Origin of the sequence: Thalassospira marina, from assembly GCF_002844375.1 — a bacterium.
In the GTDB taxonomy this organism is placed as follows: Bacteria; Pseudomonadota; Alphaproteobacteria; order Rhodospirillales; family Thalassospiraceae; genus Thalassospira; species Thalassospira marina.
Window position 1 is genome coordinate 4,003,403 of the sequence record NZ_CP024199.1, and the last position, 17,269, is coordinate 4,020,671.

Sequence of the window (17,269 nt, forward strand, 5' to 3'; positions counted from 1 at the left end):
CGGAATGCAAATTGGGGTCTTTCACTTACGGAACGTCACACAACATGTTCAACGAACGCCTGGATACCTTGCCCGATTACCCTTTTCCACGGCTTGCCACCCTTTTGGAAGGTATTGCCCCTGGCAAGGACCCGCTCGTCATGTCGATTGGCGAACCGCAGCACGAACCCCCGGCAATGATCACCGAAGCCATGATCGCCAACGCGCATCTTTGGCATAAATACCCGCCGGGACAGGGCACCCCGGAACTGCGCGATGCCATCAAAGGCTGGCTAGATCGCCGCTATGACCTGCCCGAAGATATGATCCATCGTGATCACCACATCATCCCGGTGGCAGGTACGCGCGAGGCCCTTTATCTGATTGCGACCTGCGTGATCCCGCAGGACCAGCCCGGCCCCAAACCCAAGGTCTTGCTGCCCAACCCGTTTTATCAGGTCTATTGCGGGGCAGCCGTGCTCAATGATGCGGAAATGGTGCCGCTGCCTGCCACGCCGGAAACCGGTTTCCTGCCCGATCTTGATCAGATCGATGACGAAACATTTGCCGCCTGCCGCCTGTTTTTCCTGTGTTCGCCTGCCAACCCGCAAGGGGCCGTTGCCTCGCGCGACTATCTGGAACGCATCATTGCACTGGCGCGCAAACACAATTTCGTTCTGGCGATGGATGAATGCTACGCCGACATTTACGATCGCGAAGCCCCGACCGGCGCACTTGAAATTTGTGCCGCCCAGCATGGCAATATGGACAATGTGCTGGTCTTTCACAGCCTGTCCAAACGCTCCAGCGCGCCGGGTCTGCGGTCCGGCTTTGTCGCGGGTGATGGCAAAATCATCAAGCAGTTCAACCGCCTGCGCAGCTATTGTTCGGCAACCATTCCCATGCCGATCATGTCGGCATCGACCCTGCTTTGGAATGACGATGCCCATGCCGAGGCCAACCGCGACCTTTATCGCGCCAAAATCGATATTGCCGCCGAAATCTTTGGCAACCGCTTTGGGTTCCATCGCCCGGCGGGCGGCTTTTTCCTGTGGCTTGATGTCGGCGACGACGAAGCCGCAACCAAAAAAATCTGGGCGGAAGAAGGGGTTAAAGTCATTCCGGGTCGTTATCTTTCGATCAGCGACCGCGAAGGCAACAATCCCGGCGCCCGTTTCATTCGCATTGCCCTGGTGCATGATCTTGCCACCACCCGCGAGGGTCTAAGCCGGATCAACGCCGCCCTGTCACGCTAACCTGGCCTCGTCTAACTTACTTAACAGGACAAAAACGGATATCGGCATGAGCAGTCAGACAAACCTTCTCGAACGCGGCACCGCTTTTCTACCCAGCTCGCTTGTCTCTTTCCTGAAACGGGGCGGCATACAGCTGTGTGGACTGGCGCTGACAGCGGCGGGAATTGCCCTGTTTATCATGCTGATCGGGTTTCATCCCGGTGATCCATCCTTCAACCATGCCAGCGAAAATGCCTATATCTATAATCCGCTGGGCATTTTCGGTGCCTATATCGCCGACATGATGTTGCGCACGCTGGGCCTTGGCTCAGCCCTGCTGACCGCGCTGATCGTGGGTTGGGGCCTGCGTTTGATTGCCATGCGGCCGTTCAGCTGGATGTGGCTACGGTTTTTGCTATTGCCGCTGGCACTGCTGTTAATGGCAACGGCAGCATCGGCCGTACCGCGTGGCATGACCTGGCCGCTGACAGTGGGTTATGGCGGCTTTGCCGGTGACCTGCTGCTGGGCCGCCTTGGCATGCTGTTAACCCTGGCAGGTGTACCGGCAGGCCCGTTTATTATTGGCCTGTTCAGCATGACAATCGGTATGATCCTGACACTGTTTTGCATGGCCTATCAACTGTCGGAATGGCGGGCCGTTGGCAATGTGCTTTCACGTATTGGCGGCACAGTAATTTACGGGGTTGGCCGCGCCATTCCTGGCAACAGCACCGAAGAAACCGCCAGCATCACCCCGGGTGAACGCAAGGGCGACCGTAACGCCCGCCCGCGCCAGGAACCGTCGATGGAGCGTTCGGAAAAACGTGTTGCCGCCGCCGTCGAACGCAACACCCTTTCGGCCAGCGACGATGTCGAGGAATACGAAACCCCCGAAAACCAGCCACCGATCCATATTGTCGCCCCCCCTGCTGCCAAGGCCCAACCGGGTGCCAAGGCATCGGCACAGCGTCAAAGCTCGTTTGATCTGGGTGTCGGGTCGGATGAATACAGCTTCCCGCCGCTGGGCCTGCTGCATGAACCCCACGAGGATGACTACGCCCTGGTCGACCAGGAAGCACTGGCGCAAAATGCCCGCCTGCTTGAAACCGTTCTGCAGGATTTTGGCGTTAAAGGTGAAATTGTGCAGGTTCGCCCCGGCCCGGTCGTAACCCTGTATGAACTTGAACCTGCCGCCGGGGTTAAATCATCACGCGTGATTGGCCTGGCAGACGATATTGCCCGTTCCATGAGCGCGATTGCCGCCCGTGTTGCCGTGGTGCCGGGGCGCAATGTGATTGGTATTGAACTGCCAAATTCCAAGCGCGAAACCGTCCATTTGCACGAAATTCTGGCATCCAACGATTTCGAAAAAAACAGCGGCAAGCTTAACCTCAGCCTCGGTAAAGACATTGGCGGATCACCCGTTATTGCCGATCTGGCAAAGATGCCCCACCTGCTGATCGCAGGTACCACCGGTTCAGGTAAATCGGTCGGGGTGAATGCCATGATCCTGAGCCTGCTTTACAAGCACCGGCCCGAAGAATGCCGCTTTATCATGATCGACCCGAAAATGCTGGAACTGTCGATTTACGATGGCATCCCGCATCTGTTAACCCCGGTCGTGACCGACCCGCACAAGGCCGTTGTATCTCTGAAATGGGCCGTGCGCGAAATGGAAGACCGTTATCGCGCCATGAGCCAGGTCGGCGTGCGTAACATTGCCGGTTATAACAAACGCATCAAGGAAGCCGCCGCCAAGGGCGAGGAACTGATGCGCCGCGTTCAAACCGGGTTTGACCCCGAAACCGGCAAACCGATTTTTGAAGACCAGCAGCTGCCGATGGAGCCCCTGCCCTTCATCGTCGTCATCGTCGATGAAATGGCCGATCTGATGCTGGTGGCAGGCAAGGATGTTGAAGCATCGATCCAGCGTCTGGCACAGATGGCACGTGCGGCAGGTATTCACCTGATCATGGCGACCCAGCGCCCGTCGGTTGACGTGATCACCGGTACCATCAAGGCCAACTTCCCGACCCGTATTTCCTATTCCGTGACCTCGAAAATCGATTCGCGCACCATTCTGGGTGAAATGGGCGCCGAACAGCTTCTGGGTCAGGGGGACATGCTTTATATGGGCCAGGGTGGCCGTCTGCAGCGTGTTCACGGGCCGTTTGTTTCCGATGAGGAAGTCGAAAGCATCGTCAAACATCTGCGTGATCAGGGCGACCCGGCCTATCTTGACGAAGTTACCGAAGAACCCGAAGAAGACCCCGTTGCCGCCTATATGGCAGGCGGGCCGGGCAATGCGGGCGCACCGGGTGGTGGCGGTGATGACGACCTTTACAATCAGGCCGTTGGCATCGTCCTGCGCGAGAAAAAGGCATCCACCAGCTTTGTCCAGCGCAAATTGTCCATCGGTTATAACCGGGCTGCACGCATTATCGAACAAATGGAAGAAAATGGCGTGGTTTCGGCTGCCAACCATGTTGGCAAGCGCGAAGTGCTGATCGGCAATATGGATGGCACGCCATTTGACGAATAAGCAGTGTCAGACCAGATCGTTACCGCATTGCAAAAGGGTTGCCCGCCGGGCAGCCCTTTTGTGTTTTAATGATGCATAAAACAGCATGACCATGCAAAAATGCGATAAAGTGATCGCGACAAAGCAATATACAGCTTTTATGTCCTCCCCATATCGTTGCCGACCGCACGACTGGGAGGAAATAAAATGATAGAATTAATCATCGCGATTGTGGTCAGTGTGGTTGCCGCCACATTGATCGTGAAAAAATATCAACCGCATACCGTATTGCTTTTGGCTGGTTTGACGCTGTTTGCCGTCACCGCCATTTTTTATCCGACACATGATATCGTTTTCAAAAAAGACGACCCCACCGGCTGGGCCGGGTTCGATATTTTTGAACATATCCACGCCATCATGTCCTATCGCCTGGCAGGACTTGGCCTGATCATCATGGCCGCGGGGGGCTTTGCCAAATATATGGACCATATCGGCGCGACCCAGGCGATGGTGAATATCACCACCCGCCCGCTTGCCCGTATTGGCGCACCCTATGTTGTTCTGGCAATTGGCTATGCCGTTGGTCAGATCCTCAATATCTTTATTCCCAGTGCGGCAGGTCTGGCGATGCTGTTGCTCGTGACACTTTATCCCACACTGGTCAAACTGGGTGTCAGCCGCGCAGCTGCTGCCGCCATGATCGGCACCACATCGGTTCTGGACCTTGGCCCGGCATCGGGCACGGCCAATCTCGCGGCCCATACCGCCAATATCGATGTTGCCATTTTCTTTGCCCAGTATCAGATCCCGCTTGCCGCCTGCATTGTGCCGGTGATCTGCATTCTGACCTATTTCAGCGCCAAATATTTTGACCACAAAGACAATCACGAAGCCATCGTGCCCCATCATGGTGATGTCATGGATGGCATGAATGCCAGCAGCGATGATGAACCGCACGCACCTGCTTTTTATGCGCTGCTGCCTATTCTGCCGCTGACCCTTATTCTGATTTTCAGCAAATTGCTGATCCATCAGATCGAACTGGGTGTTGTCACCGCCATGATCATTGGTGCGCTGATCGGCTTTTTCTGCGAGATGTTTCGTAACCGTCACAAAATGGATGCCGTATTCAAGGGCTTCATGGTGTTTTTCCGGGGCATGGGCAACATGTTCTCGACCATCATTTCCCTGATAATCTGCGCCGAATTTTTTGCTGCCGGCCTGAAAGCCATTGGCGCCATCGATTTCATGATCGCCAGCGCCCAGAATGCAGGCTTCGGCATCATGGGGATGATGCTGGTGGCCTGTGGCCTGGTTGCGGTCACCGCGATCATGACGGGTTCTGGCAATGCGGCCTTCTTTTCGTTTGCCAGCCTGGCACCGAACATCACCGCTGGCACCGCCACCGGTGCGGTCAGCATGCTGTTGCCTTTGCAATTTACCGCCGGTATCGCCCGTTCGCTCTCGCCGGTTTCTGGCGTGATCATCGCCGTTGCCGAGGTCGCCGAATGCTCCCCCATCGATATCGTCAAACGAACGGCCATACCGCTTGTCGGCGGGTTGATCACGCTGTTTGCCTATAACGCCATCTTTGTTGCCGGCTGACCGATTTTAAAGGCCATCACCAACGCCACCCAAAAATGTGGCACGGGCAAATCACAAAACCTGCATTGATCAAACCCGGTCAATGCAGGTTACCGCCCGCGGGCAGGGTTTCCTGAAAGGCAATTCCCGTCCGCGCCCAACAAATTAACCCGGTTCTTCCCGCGCACCCTTTGGAAAGAACCGGTATAAAACACCCAAAAGCGCCCCAAGCGCCCCAACGCCAGAATATGGGACACCACAATGACGAGCCGTAACCTGCCTGTCTCGACCGACGATCTGTTTACTTCGCACGCCACCTGGCAAAGCTGGCTGGATGTTGAGGGTGCATTGGCAACGGCCCAGGCCGAACTGGGTATCATCCCGCATGCGGCGCGTGATGAAATTGTAAAACATACCGACCTTGCCCAGTTTGACCTGACCGCCCTTAAAGACGATATCGCAGCCAGCATGTCGCCGATCATGTCCACCGTGCGCGCCCTTGCGGCAAAATGCGCAGGCGATGCGGGCGGATATGTCCATTGGGGGGCGACCACACAAAACATCATCATTGCGGGCAAAACCCTGCAATTGCATAAATCGCACCGCCTGCTTCTGGCACGCCTTGCCAATGTGCTGGGCAAAATGGCTGATATGGCCGATGAAAGTGCAGACTGGCTGACCGTGGCCCGCACCAACCGCCGCCAGGCCCTGCCGATTACATTTGGCTATAAAATGGCTGGCTGGATTGACGAATTCCAGCGGTGTGCCGACCGCCTGACCAGTTGTGAATCGCGCAGCTTCGTGCTGATTTTTGGCGGGGCGGCGGGTGCCATGCACACTTACGGCGAAAACGGCCAGAAACTGGCTGAAACCATGGCCGGCCATTTGGGCCTGACGGCATCAAATGTGCATTCCCGCGCCACCAATGATGGCTTTGCCGAATATGTCGCCATGCTGGGCCTGTTTGCCGTGGCCTGTGAACGCATGGGCACCGAACTTTATACCCTGATGTCGAACGAATATGACGAAGTCAGCGAAATTCAGGCCGCCAATGTGGTGGGCAGTTCGACCATGCCCCACAAATTCAATCCCAAATATGTTGTCAGCCTGCTCACCGCAGCAAGCCGGCTGCGCAACCTTGTCGGCCCGACAATGGAAGCCTGCCGCCCCAGCCATGAAGGCGACGCAGCCTTCAATTTCCGTCTTTACGAACTGATCGACGAAGCAGGCATGCTTTCCTATCGGGTTGCAACCCAGCTTGAAACACTGTTTGACCATTTGCAGATCAAACAGGACCGCATGCTGGAAAACCTGATGCGCGACCCGGCACCGCTGGTTTCGGAAAAGATCATGATGTTGCTGGCAAACAGCATTGGCCGCCAGACAGCCCATGATCTTGTCCATCATGCCATCGTCGCCAGCATGGAAAAGGGCGTATCCTTTGCCGATGCCCTTTACGAACATCAGGAAGTTCAAGGCTGCTTTGCCTCGCGCGATGCCCTGGACCAGGCACTCGACCCCAAACATTATACCGGGCGCAGTGCCGAAATAGCGCGCGAAACCGCCGCCAGCGCCCGCCATCATGCCGTCCGCCTGCGCCAGCATATTGCCCGCTAATCCTGTTCTTTACGCCCTTTTGGGCACATACCGCTAGCACGCGGGCGCGTCATAACCCAAATAAAACGGCCCGGCCATTCATGGTCCGGGCCGTTATTTTATCACGGGTACAAGGTTATCAGCAGTTAGTCCGACGGTTCCAGCAAACGAACATTTTCACCATAAAAGGCATCTTCCGCACATCGGCGCGCGATCTGCTGGCGCAATAATTCGGCAAAGCGCAGGGCAACCTGGTTTTGCCCGGCTGGCGGAAACACGCAGGCATATGGCAGCCAGAATTCCGGCCCGACCGGGCGCAATGTGGTTTTTGTCGGATCAATAAACACGCTGCTGATCGGGTCCATCAGGCCCAGGCCATAACCACTTTCAACAAATTTCGGCACCAGCAGGCTGGACCCGATTTCAAGGCTGATGCGCGGCAGCTTGCCAATGGTTTCAAACAAACGGTCCAGGCGCTGCCGCCATATCTGGTTGGATCGCAAGGAAACAAAAGGCTGATCAACCAGCGCATCGACCGGCACGCAATCAAGGGCCGCCAGCGGATGATCAACCGGCAGCAAAACCTGGGTTCTTGCCTCCAGCACCGGTTCAATTGCCAGTTCAACAACGCTGGTTTTAATCGGCAGCGACAGCATGCCCAGATTATAGCGCCGCGATCCCACCTGGTTTTCCACATCGGAACGCGTGCCAATATCGATTTTGCATTTCAGATTGGCGTGTTCGGCGTTCAAAAGGTCAATCACCGGCGGCAATAGTGATGCCCCGATCGGTCCCACCGTAATGATGCGCAATGTATCAACCGCACGTTCACGAATTTCGCGCGCAATAGCGGGAATTTCCTCCACACCGTTAAGGATATGTTCCGCCTCGTGAAAAAACCGTTCCCCTTCACGGGTCAGAACCAGGCGCTGATTGACCCGTTCAAACAATGTCAGTTTCAGCTCGCTTTCCAGCCCGGCCAGCATCCGGCTGGCCGCAGACTGGCTTAAATGCGCGCTTGCCGCCGCCCCCGAAAGGGTCCCGTGCAGAACAGTCAGGCGAAAAAGGCGCAGCGCCTTGAGATTCATAACATCCCCGAATTTTTGCGGCAGAATTGCCAGAACCGGTTTTGTTTCATTTTTGCCCCAAGGTGAAACATTCACAAGTAAAAATACTTAGAATATTTCAAGTCGCACAATGAAACAAAACCCGCACCGGCAAATATTCACTACCCTGAAAAGAATATTTTCAAACACTGCACAACCTGAATTCCGAAAATCCACCTTCAAAGATTAGAATACCTTGAACCACAAATATCAGTGGAACTATTTAATTCCTAAAATTCAACTATAGATTAAAATTCGTAATCGACCTGATTATTTTTTTGTTGCGGGTCATTGTTATTTGCTGACCGTGATAATAATTCATGCTTCTCTGACAAGAAGAATGGGATGTGCTGAAACAAAGTTGCGCAGACGAAAAAATATCGACTGAACAAACGGTCAATAACCGACGCTCAACTTAAAAGAGAATGACAGAAATCGGTCACAATGCACTTCCCTGCATTGGGTGCTGCGATAACAAAAACACTTGGGGCTAAGATGACCAACCTATCCAACTGTACAATATCGACAAAGTTGCGACTTTTACTGGGGATCGTCGCAATTGCGTTTCTGGCTTTGACTGCCTACGACCTTTTTACTCTGCGTGGAACCCTGGTTGACGGCCGCAAACAGAATGTTCGCCAGGTTGTTGAACTGGCAACCACCACCATCGACCATTATGCAAAACTGGCGCAGGACGGCACCCTTTCCAAGGAAGATGCCCAGAAACAGGCGCTGGCAACCGTGCAGGACCAGCGGTTTGATGGCGACAATTACATTTTCATCATCGACCGCAGCTCGCATATTCTGATGCATCCGGTCAAACCGGCCCTGAACGGGACCGATGGCTCCAACGTCGCCGATGCGGACGGCGTCAAGATTTTCGCCGATCTGGTCAAGGCTGCCAATACCGGCAAGGGTGGTTTCCTGTCCTATAAATGGCCAAAGCCGGGCGAAAAAGAAGCCCTGCAAAAGGTATCCTATGGTGCGGCCTTTAAACCCTGGGGCTGGGTCATTGGTGCTGGCACCTATATCGATGATCTTGACGATGCCTTCTGGAACCGTGCGATCAGCGATATCGTCGTTGCCGCCGTTGTTGTTGTGCTGGTTGGCCTGCTGGGGGCAGCCATCAGCCGGTCAACCGGCAAACCGCTAGGCGATATTACCCGCGCCATTAACGGGCTGGCACAGGGCAATAACAATATTGTCGTGGATATCCCCGATGCCGAAGACCGCCGCGATGAAATTGGCGAACTGGCCCGTGCGCTTGAGGTTTTCCGGTCAAACCGGAAACGTAACGAAGCCGCCCGCGCCGAACATGAACGCGAACAGCAGGCCCAGATTGCCCGTGCAAACCGGGTAGAAAGCCTGATCCACGAATTTGAAGGCGATATTTCGCGCAATCTGGATGGCGTGAATGATGCGGTGCGTGTCCTGCATTCCACCGCCGATGAAATGACGCGCCAGTCGTCCCACACCACCGATCAGGCCACCGCCGTTGCCGCTGCCACCGACCAGGCGGCACGCAATGTCGATACGGTCGCTGCGGCCGCCGAACAGCTTGCTTCCTCGATTGATGAAATCACCCAGCAGGTCAATCGCAGTTCCGATATTGCCCGTACCGGGTCCCAGGAAGCCGATGAAGCCACCAGCATCTTTGCCGAACTGGGCAGTGCATCGGAAAAAATTGGCGAAGTTGTCCAATTGATTCAGTCCATTGCCGAACAAACCAACCTTCTTGCCCTGAATGCCACCATCGAGGCGGCACGCGCGGGCGAAGCCGGCAAAGGGTTTGCCGTGGTGGCCGCCGAGGTCAAAAACCTCGCAAACCAGACCACGCGCGCAACCGAAGACATTGCCCTTCAGATCAACGGTATTCAGGGGTCCACCCAGAATGCGCTGGGTGCGATTACGCATCTGTCCCAGCGGATGAAGGAACTGAACGAAGTTGCCGCCGGTATTGCCGCGGCCGTTGCCGAACAGGATGCCGCCACCGGCGAAATTGCACGCAATGTGGGCGAAGCCGCCCAAGGCACCAAGGAAGTTTCGGCCAATGTCGCAGGCCTGCGTCAATCAGCCGAAAGCGAACGCGTTGCTTCGAACGATGTTTTGCATTCCGCACAGGGGCTTGATGAAAAATCACGCTCGCTGATGTCGCAGTTCCAGCACTTCCTGACCGATATCCGCAACGCATAAGCAATTGCGAACCAACATATTTTGCAAAAGGCAGGGGCATTCCCTGCCTTTTTCATGCCCGATCACCGGTTTATCGCATCAACCCATAATTGGGTGCGCCCCGGCAATATAAACGGGCGATTCGCAAATTGCAGATGCGATTTTCACCAAAACAGGCCATCCGCCCTGCCCGCAATGCCTGTTTCACACAACCCAGAAGTTAAAAAGATAATTTTTTCCACATTTCTGGAATGACTTTAAAAACCCGGCGAGCACGATAGTCACACTTTAAAACAATATTTTTCTTATATAAAAACCCTGCCCAACTGCCTTTCACAGATCAAAAATTTTAATCAAACCAATTGCCACTTGGTATCAGATCAATTTTCGGCACGCTAAATCGCTGTATGTTTTTGCCACCATAAGGTGAAATCGATTCATATTACGGTTTCACACGAGGGGGCCGTTTTCCGTTTTTTGTTGAAAAAACATCTGCCATTCAGGGTTTCGAACATGACGCTTTCCAATTTTTCAATTGCAGCAAAGCTGCGCCTGCTTTTGGTTCTGGTTGCAATAGCACTCTGCATACCAACAATTTTTGATCTTTTTACACTGCGCACAACCCTGCTTGACGACCGCAAAGAAAACATCCGCCAGATCGTTGATATGGCCGAAACCAGCATGGCTCGCCTGGCCGATATGGCAAAAACCGGCGATATCAGCGAGGAAGATGCCAAAAAACAGGCCCTCGAAACCGTTGCGGCCCTGCGTTATGACGGCGACAATTATGTTTTCGTCATGGATGCCAAAGGCACCATCATCATGCATCCGATCACCGCATCGCTGGTCGGCAAAAGCACCGATGACATTCGCGATGTGAATGGCAAAGCCTTTTTGACCAACCTGGTATCCGTGGCCAAAACCGGTGATGGCGGCTATGTCGATTATGTCTGGGCCAAACCCGACAAAACCGGTAACGCCCCCAAACTTTCCTATGCCCGCAGCTTTGCCCCGTGGGGATGGGTTTTAACCACCGGTATTTACATTGATGATGTCGACAGCATTTTCTGGAAACGGGCCACGGTTGATATTGCCTTTGCCGTTATCCTGCTGGTGATCCTAAGCCTGATTGGCCTTTCCATTGGCCGTTCCATCACCAAACCGCTGGGCGATATCACCAATGCGCTAAATGCCCTGATTGGCGGCAATACTGACCTGGAACTGCACCATACCGACCGCGAAGACGAAATTGGCGAATTATCGCGGGCCTTTGATGTTTTCCGCGAAAACCGCAAGGAAACCGACCGCCTTCAGGCCGAACAGGCCCGCACCCAGCAGGAACATATCGAACGTGCCGAACGGATCGAACAACTCATCCACAGTTTTGAAGGCGAAGTCGAAGAAAACCTGACCGTCGTCAATGCCGCCGTAACCCAGTTGCGCAGCACCGCAGGCGATATGAGCGACCAGTCATCGCACACCACCGAACAGGCCACTGCCGTTGCCGCTGCCACCGAACAGGCCGCCAATAACGTGGATACGGTTGCCTCGGCAGCCGAACAGCTTGCTGCCTCGATTGATGAAATCACCCTGCAGGTCAGCCGCAGTTCGGAAATTGCCAAATCCGGCTCACAGGAAGCCGACGATGCAACCGGACTGTTTAGCGCGCTGGGTTCTGCCTCGGATAAAATCGGCGAGGTTGTTGAACTGATCCAGTCAATTGCCGAACAGACCAACCTTTTGGCACTCAACGCCACCATCGAAGCCGCACGCGCGGGCGATGCCGGCAAGGGTTTTGCCGTGGTGGCCGCCGAGGTCAAAAACCTTGCCAACCAGACCACCCGGGCGACCGAAGATATCGCCGGTCAGATTGGCGATATTCAGGGTTCCACCCAAAATGCCCTTGGCGCCATCCAGCACCTTGCCGCCCGCATGAAGGAACTCAACGAAGTTGCCTCGGGCATTGCCGCAGCAGTGCAGGAACAGGATGCCGCCACTGGCGAAATCGCCCGCAATGTTGCCGAGGCCGCACAGGGCACCAAGGAAGTATCGGTCAATGTCGATGGCCTTCGCGCCTCGGCCGAGGATGAACGCCAGGCTTCTGACGAAGTCCTGCGTGCCGCCAAGGACCTGTCGGATAAATCCCACACCCTGCTTTCGCAAATTCACGGCTTCCTGCGCGATATTCGCGCGGCCTGATTGCGAAATTATCCCTGAATGGCAAAGGCAGGCTGCACCACAGCCTGCCTTTTTCCTTGATCAGCATCCACAATGCCGTTGCCCAATTCCTTTGCCAAAGGCCCCAAACGGCAAAACAGCATGGATGGCGTATTTATGGCGTAATCACCGCCCCACAGGCATCAAACAGGGCGGCCGCGCGTACCCGCGCAAGGCGGGCATCTTGGGCATCGGAATCAGGCCGGCCATCATTGTTAAAACCGCGGCCGGAATTTTCGTAAATATAAACCGGCACTTCCGGGTGGGCGGCCTTGATTGTTGCCTTCACATCATCCGCAGGGATATGCGCATCCTTGCGCCCGAAATTGCAAATTACCGGGCATTTCAGGGTCATGTCGGCAATACCGGCAACACCACCGCCATAATAACTGACCACGGCGGCCAGTTCATCAATCCGGGCTGCGGCCCGCCAGGCGACCGTGCCGCCATAACAATAGCCGATCAAAAATACCGGCCCGTCCTGTTTTAGGGCATCAACGCAGGCTTTTACGTCGGCAACCGGGTTTTCCGGGCCATTATCACCGGCATATTTGCGGCCAATGGCAAGGCCATCGGCATCATGTTTGGCAACAAAGCCACGTTCCTGGCGGTCAAACATGGATGGCACGATGACTTCATATCCCAACGCCACCCAGCGCCGGGCATCTTCCAGGATATAATCATCCAGGCCGAAAATTTCCTGAATCAGGATCAATCCGCCTTTGCGCGCGCCATCAGGTTTTCCATGCCACGCATCAAATTCAAACCCGTCAATTGCCGATGTCAGCCGGATCATTTCTGGCAATTTTTCCTCCTTGCGGCATCAAACAAAAAGAAAAGGCGGGGCCATACAGCACCCGCCTTTTTCGATTTTCCGTTCGGTCATGACCGATCAGATCGACTGATTGATCCAGTCAACCAGTGCGCTTTTCGGCATGGCGCCAACTTTGATGGCCGACACTTCACCGCCCTTGAAGATCATCAGGGTCGGAATGCCGCGCACACCGTATTTGGCGGGGGTATTCGGGTTTTCGTCGATATTGACCTTGGCAATGGTCAGCTTTTCGCCAAGTTCACCAGCGATTTCGTCGAGATACGGGGCAATCTGTTTGCACGGACCGCACCATTCCGCCCAGAAATCGACCAGAACCGGCGCGTCTGCGCCAATAACGTCAGAGTCAAATGACGTATCGGATACTTTAATCGTTGTCATTCTGTCAGATCCTAGTTGTTACGAGGCCATACACCCAAGCGGGCAACCTCGATCCGCTTATGGATGCAAAGGTAGGCAGGCAGAGGCCAAAGGTCAAGCGCGTTGCATTCGCATCAGGCTTTCAGGCAGTTCCACCATCCAGGGGCCGTTGGTCCAAAGAATATGACAGCGAATGGTTTTATCAGGATACATCTGGGTCAATGCATCGCGATAAATTGCCATTTGCCGCCGGTAAGCCATTGGTGTCTGCTCTACTTCGCGGGGCGGCGGGCGATTGGTTTTATAATCCACAATCATCACCTCATCGCCTGCAATCACCAGCCGGTCGATCTGGGCAGACACAACATCACCGCCCACAATACCGACCAATGGCACCTCGGCCCGTGATGACGGGCCAAAGATTGGCGCAAAATCGGGGTTATCGAATATCGCCAGTGTTTCATTGGCGATTTCAAACTGCTGATCGGGCGTCAATCCATGCACCGGCTGCCCCAAAAACCGTTCGGCGGCATCAAAGCGGCGGTCTGGCGACAGGTCAGGCAACAGTTCCAACAATTTGTGGATCAAAATACCACGTTTAAAACTTTGCCCCTGATCGCCCCCCAGCGGTGATTGCACGGATGGTTCTTCTTCAAGCGGGCGACTGGGTGCCAGTGGCTTGGGCGGAAAGGATTCTTGCGGTGCCACCGTGCGGATCAGCTTTTCCATACCGCACATAACCTGCCCGTCGGGTGCATCTGTTTCACCTTCGGGCAGGGCAAGTGCTTCGCTTGCGGCCTTATCGGGTTTGGGTTTTGCAATCTGTTGCGTTTCCCAAACAAAGCCCGCTCCCTGCCAGCCTGATGGCGAAACACTGGCAAAATCCATCGTGGTTTCGCTGGCAAAGTCACGCAATGCCAGTTCACATAAACTATACCAACAATGGTCTGGCGGGTTTTTTGCACCTTTCCAGCCACAAATATAAAGCCGGTCTTCGGCACGGGTTAATGCCACATACAGCAGGCGGTTATATTCCTGATCACGTTTTAACGCGATTTCATCGCGCAGCAATTTCACCCGGTCATTTTCCAGTGCCACACGCGGCAGCCAGAACATCAACTGGTCCCGGTCCTGCCAAAACAGGTTGGGCGACTGGGTTGGCACCTGCATGGTATCAGGCAAAAACACAATCGGTGCCTGCAGGCCCTTGGCCCCATGCACCGTCATGATGCGCACTTCATCACGCCCGCTTTGTTCAAGGTCACGTTTAATCTCGGCCTCGCCCGCCATCAGCCAGTGCAAAAAGCCCTGCAGGGTTGGCGCATGTTCGGCCTCGTAATTCATGGCAAGGTTCAGGAATTCATCAATCGGGTCATTCGCCTCGATCCCCAAACGCCCCACAAGGCGCGCGCGCACCCCGCGGGCATCCTCACCGCGCCCGCCCAGCAATTCACCATACAGCTCAAACGGCCGTTCATAATCCACCCGGCCCAGCCAGCGTGCCAAAAAGCCATAGGCGCGGCCAAAATCCGGGTTTTCATCGGCCCGTTCGCGCAGGGCATGCCAAAGGGTCCGGCGGCGATTATAGGCCAGGCTGAAAAGCTGTTCTTCACTAAAACCAATGATCGGGCTTTTAAGCAGCGTTGCCAGGTTCAAATCATCGTCGGTCATTAACAGAAACCGGCCAAAGGCGATCAGGTCCATCACCGCAAGCTGTTCGGTGATTTCCATACGGTCCACACCGGCCACCGGCACATTGCGTTCTTTTAACGCCTTTACGACCTCGTCCACAAAGGCAGTTCGACGGCGCACCAGAATCATGAAATCCCCGGCGCGTACCGGTCGCCCGCGTGATGGCAAAATTTCGCGCGCATCCACCGCCTTGCGAATATGCCCGGCAATCACGCGCGCCAGCCTGATTTCGGGGTCATCAAGGCGCACGATACGGGTTGGCGGTGTCCAGGGTTCCTGTTCCTCGCGCGGTAACGGTTCGCATGGCGGCCACAATTCAATGCGCCCGGCATGCCCCTGACGAAAGGCATGGTGGGCAACATTCTGCCCTTCATCGCCCACACCCTGCTTTGCAATCGGCCCGGCAAAAACCCGGTCCACCGTGCCCAGCACGGCAGATGTGGACCGAAAGGAAATATTCATGGGTACTTCGCGCCATTCCGCCTCGATCTCGGCGGCGCGACGGGCAAAATGGCGGCGCATTTCGGCAAATTTTTCGGGGTCTGCCCGCTGAAAACTGTAAATAGATTGTTTCGCATCCCCAACGGCAAAGATGGTGCGCGGCTTATCTTCGTGCTGGCTGGCATCATTGAAAAATTCTTCGGCCAGAATTTGCACGACTTTCCATTGTTCGGGGTTGGTATCCTGTGCTTCGTCAATCAGGATATGATCCAGCCCTTCATCCAGTTTAAACAGCACCCAGCCCGCAATCCCCGCCTGCTGTTCAAGCAGATTGACGCTGTTTAAAATCAGGTCGTCATAATCAAGCCAGGCATGCAGCGCCTTTTTCCGGGCATAGCGCGCCAGCATCGCCTCGCCCATGCAAATCAGCGCCGCTGTACATTGCGCCAGCATCGCGGCCTTACGGTTTTTCTCAAGCATGATCAGGCGCGCGCATTCCTGTTCCAGGGCATCGGCACCCGCCGGGTGGTTTTCACCGGCCTTTTTGGTAATCAGCTTTGCCCTTGGTTCGCCTGCGGCAGTGAAAAACACACTGCGATAATCATTAAAAACCGCAATCCGGTCCTCGATAGCAGTTTTTTCCAAAAACTGGGCCAGGGCAGGCACCCGGTCCTTATCGGTTTTGGTGCCTGCTTCCAGTGCGGCCAGCGCCATCATCAAACCCTGGCGGTCAAAGGCACCATCTGCAAATGCATCATGCAGCATCTTTTCCGCTGTTTGCCCCGGCGCAACACCCAGCGATTTGTAAACCGCCTCGCACATGCGATCCCGCCCGTGATGGGCATCAAGCATCCGTTTTAACCGGCCCCGTTCACGGGCCAGATCGCGCATCACCTCGCCAAAGGCACCTTCGCGCACCTGCCCTGTTACAACCGCCAGCGCATCGGCCAAAACCGGGTCATGGCCGCTGCGCGCATAGGCCAGCACTTCTTCCTGGGTATCAGCCATTGTTTCGGATGCGGTACGGTCATCCATGATTTCAAAATGCGGGGCCAGCCCCGCTTCCAGCGGAAACCGCCGCAACAGCGACTGGCAAAATGCATGGATCGTCTGAATTTTCATGCCGCCCGGCGCATCCAGCACACTGGCAAATAACCGCCGTGCCCGCCGGGTTTCATCCGCAGCCGGTGCCTCGCCAGACAAATCTGCCAAATCACGCTGCAAATCGGCATCATCCATGGTGGCCCAGCGGCCCAACCGTTCATTCACGCGGTTGGCCATTTCTGCGGCTGCCGCCTTGGTAAAGGTCAGGCATAAAATGCGGTGCGGTTCCGTGCCCGATAACATCAGGCGCAAAACACGGTCCGACAAAACCTTGGTTTTCCCGGCCCCGGCCGATGCCGACACCCAAACCGATGCCATCGGGTCTGACGCCCGGCGTTGCAAAATATTGGGGTCGTCACCGGGCGTCTCAGGCATATCGGGCGTATCAGCAGGCATGGACGGCGTCGCGGTCGAAACCGGGGTTTGCACA

General features: G+C 55.3%; 10 protein-coding genes. 6 read left to right on the forward strand and 4 right to left on the reverse strand.

The genetic code is table 11. The annotated features are described in order from the left end of the window. Positions 1 to 44 precede the first annotated feature (44 nt). From CSC3H3_RS18205 to CSC3H3_RS18220, 4 genes are all read left to right on the forward strand, one after another. Entirely contained in the window at positions 45 to 1,235 is a 1,191-nt protein-coding gene (locus tag CSC3H3_RS18205) for an aminotransferase class I/II-fold pyridoxal phosphate-dependent enzyme (RefSeq protein WP_101285748.1), read from the forward strand. 46 nt (positions 1,236 to 1,281) lie between these two features. Next, complete coding sequence (locus CSC3H3_RS18210; protein ID WP_101269014.1) at positions 1,282 to 3,756, forward strand: DNA translocase FtsK; 2,475 nt, start codon at positions 1,282 to 1,284, stop codon at positions 3,754 to 3,756. A 186-nt stretch (positions 3,757 to 3,942) separates the two neighbouring features. Next, the gene (dcuC, locus tag CSC3H3_RS18215; RefSeq protein ID WP_101285749.1) at positions 3,943 to 5,340 is read left to right on the forward strand and encodes a C4-dicarboxylate transporter DcuC; all 1,398 of its coding nucleotides are present in this window, start codon (positions 3,943 to 3,945) and stop codon (positions 5,338 to 5,340) included. A 240-nt stretch (positions 5,341 to 5,580) separates the two neighbouring features. Next, entirely contained in the window at positions 5,581 to 6,936 is a 1,356-nt protein-coding gene (locus tag CSC3H3_RS18220; RefSeq protein ID WP_101285750.1) for a lyase family protein, read from the forward strand. Positions 6,937 to 7,061: 125 nt separating this feature from the next. Here the strand turns inward: CSC3H3_RS18220 and CSC3H3_RS18225 are convergent, their stop codons facing one another. Beyond that, positions 7,062 to 8,003 carry a LysR family transcriptional regulator gene (locus CSC3H3_RS18225; RefSeq protein WP_157831952.1) on the reverse strand — a complete coding sequence of 314 codons (942 nt, stop codon included), beginning with the start codon at positions 8,001 to 8,003 and terminating at the stop codon, positions 7,062 to 7,064. A gap of 513 nt (positions 8,004 to 8,516) precedes the next feature. Between CSC3H3_RS18225 and CSC3H3_RS18230 the strand changes: the two genes are divergently transcribed. Further along, positions 8,517 to 10,214 (forward strand): methyl-accepting chemotaxis protein, encoded by a 1,698-nt coding sequence (locus CSC3H3_RS18230; protein WP_101285752.1) that lies wholly within the window; start codon positions 8,517 to 8,519, stop codon positions 10,212 to 10,214. 492 nt (positions 10,215 to 10,706) lie between these two features. After that, positions 10,707 to 12,392 carry a methyl-accepting chemotaxis protein gene (locus CSC3H3_RS18235; protein ID WP_101285753.1) on the forward strand — a complete coding sequence of 562 codons (1,686 nt, stop codon included), beginning with the start codon at positions 10,707 to 10,709 and terminating at the stop codon, positions 12,390 to 12,392. Between the two features lie 133 nt (positions 12,393 to 12,525). On the opposite strand, the gene CSC3H3_RS18240 is transcribed toward CSC3H3_RS18235, so the two are convergent. The 3 genes from CSC3H3_RS18240 to addA form a co-directional block, all read right to left on the reverse strand. Next, positions 12,526 to 13,206: a dienelactone hydrolase family protein gene (locus tag CSC3H3_RS18240; RefSeq protein ID WP_245881390.1), complete on the reverse strand. Its 681-nt coding sequence runs from the start codon at positions 13,204 to 13,206 to the stop codon at positions 12,526 to 12,528. A gap of 96 nt (positions 13,207 to 13,302) precedes the next feature. Next, on the reverse strand, positions 13,303 to 13,623 hold the full coding sequence (gene trxA / locus CSC3H3_RS18245) for a thioredoxin TrxA (protein ID WP_101269001.1): 321 nt from the start codon (positions 13,621 to 13,623) through the stop codon (positions 13,303 to 13,305). 93 nt (positions 13,624 to 13,716) lie between these two features. After that, a complete protein-coding gene (gene addA / locus CSC3H3_RS18250; protein WP_101286315.1) occupies positions 13,717 to 17,214 on the reverse strand; it encodes a double-strand break repair helicase AddA in 3,498 nt (1,165 codons plus the stop codon). Between the last annotated feature and the right edge of the window lie 55 nt (positions 17,215 to 17,269).